Here is a 1,862-nt window from a genome sequence, read left to right on the forward strand (position 1 = left end):
TCCTCCGGGATCGTGGACGGCGCGGCCCTGGTCGCCATCGGCAACCGCGGGATCGGCGAGCGCTACGGCCTGCGCCCGCGCGCCCGGATCGTCTCCGCGGCGGTGTCCGGCTCCGAGCCCACCATCATGCTGACCGGCCCGGCCCCCGCCACCCGCAAGGCGCTCGCCAAGGCCGGGCTGACGGCCGCCGACATCGACCTGGTCGAGATCAACGAGGCCTTCGCCGCCGTCGTCCTCCGGTTCGTCCGCGAGATGGGCTTCCGGCCCGACCAGGTCAACGTCAACGGCGGCGCGATCGCCCTCGGCCACCCGCTCGGCGCGACCGGCGCGATGATCCTCGGCACCCTGATCGACGAGCTGGAGCGGCGCGACCTGCGGTACGGCCTGGCCACCCTCTGCGTCGGCGGCGGCATGGGCATCGCCACCGTCGTCGAACGCATCTGATCCCGCCCCGGCACCTCCCTCCCCGGCCCCTTCTGGAGACCCGAACCTCATGAGCGACACCACCACCATCCGCTGGGAGCAGGACCAGGACGGCGTGGTCACCCTCGTCCTCGACGACCCCACCCAGTCCGTCAACACCATGAACGAGGCCTTCACGGCCGACTTCGAGGCCACCGTGGAGCGGCTGGCCGGCCTCGGCGACGAGCTGCGGGGCGTGGTCGTCACCTCGGCGAAGAAGACCTTCTTCGCCGGCGGCGACCTGCGGATGCTCTCGGCCGCCCGGCCCGAGGACGCCGCCGCCGTCTTCGAGAAGTCGATGCGGATCAAGCGCGCCCTGCGCACGCTGGAGACCCTCGGCAAGCCCGTGGTCGCCGCCCTCAACGGCAGCGCGCTCGGCGGAGGCCTGGAGATCGCGCTCGCCTGCCACCACCGGATCGCCCTGGACACCCCGGCCAGCCGGATCGGCCTGCCCGAGGTCACCCTCGGCCTGCTGCCGGGCGGCGGCGGCGTGGTCCGCACCGTCCGGCTCTTCGGCATCACCGACGCCCTGCTGAAGGTGCTCCTCCAGGGCCGCCAGTACCGGCCGGCCCAGGCACTCGAGCACGGCCTGGTGCACGAGCTGGTCGACACCCCCGAGGAGCTGACCGCCCGGGCCCGGGCCTGGATCGGGGCCAACCCGACCGCCGTCCAGCCCTGGGACGTCAAGGGCTACCGGATCCCGGGCGGCACCCCGGCCACTCCGGCGTTCGCGGCCAACCTGCCCGCCTTCCCGGCCAACCTGCGCAAGCAGCTGGCCGGCGCCCCCTACCCGGCACCGCGCAACGTGCTCGCGGCCGCGGTGGAGAGCGCCCAGGTCGACGTCGACACCGCGATGGTGATCGAGGCCCGCTACTTCACCGAGCTGGCCTGCGGGCAGACCAGCAAGAACATGATCCAGGCGCTCTTCTTCGACATGCAGGCGGTCAACTCCGGTGCCGGGCGCCCGAAGGAGATCGAGAAGCGGGCGGTCCGCCGGGTCGCCGTGCTCGGCGCCGGGATGATGGGCGCGGGCATCGCCTACACCTGCGCCAGGGCGGGCATCGAGGTGGTGCTCAAGGACGTCACCGCCGAGGCCGCCGAGCGCGGCAAGGCCTACTCCGCCGGGCTGCTGGACAAGGCGGTGGCGCGGGGCCGCTCCACCGAGGCGCAGCGCGACGAACTGCTGGCCCGGATCACCCCCACCGCCGAGCCCGCCGACCTGGCCGGGTGCGACGCGGTGATCGAGGCCGTCTTCGAGAACCCCGAGCTCAAGCAGAAGGTGTTCCAGGAGGTCCAGGGCGTGGTGGCGCCGGACGCGCTGCTCTGCTCCAACACCTCCACCCTGCCGATCGGCCTGCTCGCCGAGGGCGTCGAGCGCACCGCCGACTTCATCGGCCTGC

Annotated in this window: 1 protein-coding gene and 1 pseudogene; both read left to right on the plus strand. The window is 73.4% G+C overall.

Annotation, left to right across the window (positions count from 1 at the left end; genetic code table 11):
* Positions 1 to 444: pseudogene (locus MCM47_RS39910) on the plus strand (acetyl-CoA C-acyltransferase); the annotation flags it as partial.
* Positions 445 to 493: 49 nt separating this feature from the next.
* Positions 494 to 1,862, plus strand: a 1,369-nt coding sequence (locus MCM47_RS39915; protein ID WP_238951744.1) for a 3-hydroxyacyl-CoA dehydrogenase NAD-binding domain-containing protein, incomplete at its 3' end; no start/stop codon positions are given.

Origin of the sequence: Kitasatospora sp. A2-31 (assembly GCF_022288725.1) — a bacterium.
GTDB lineage: Bacteria > Actinomycetota > Actinomycetes > Streptomycetales > Streptomycetaceae > Kitasatospora.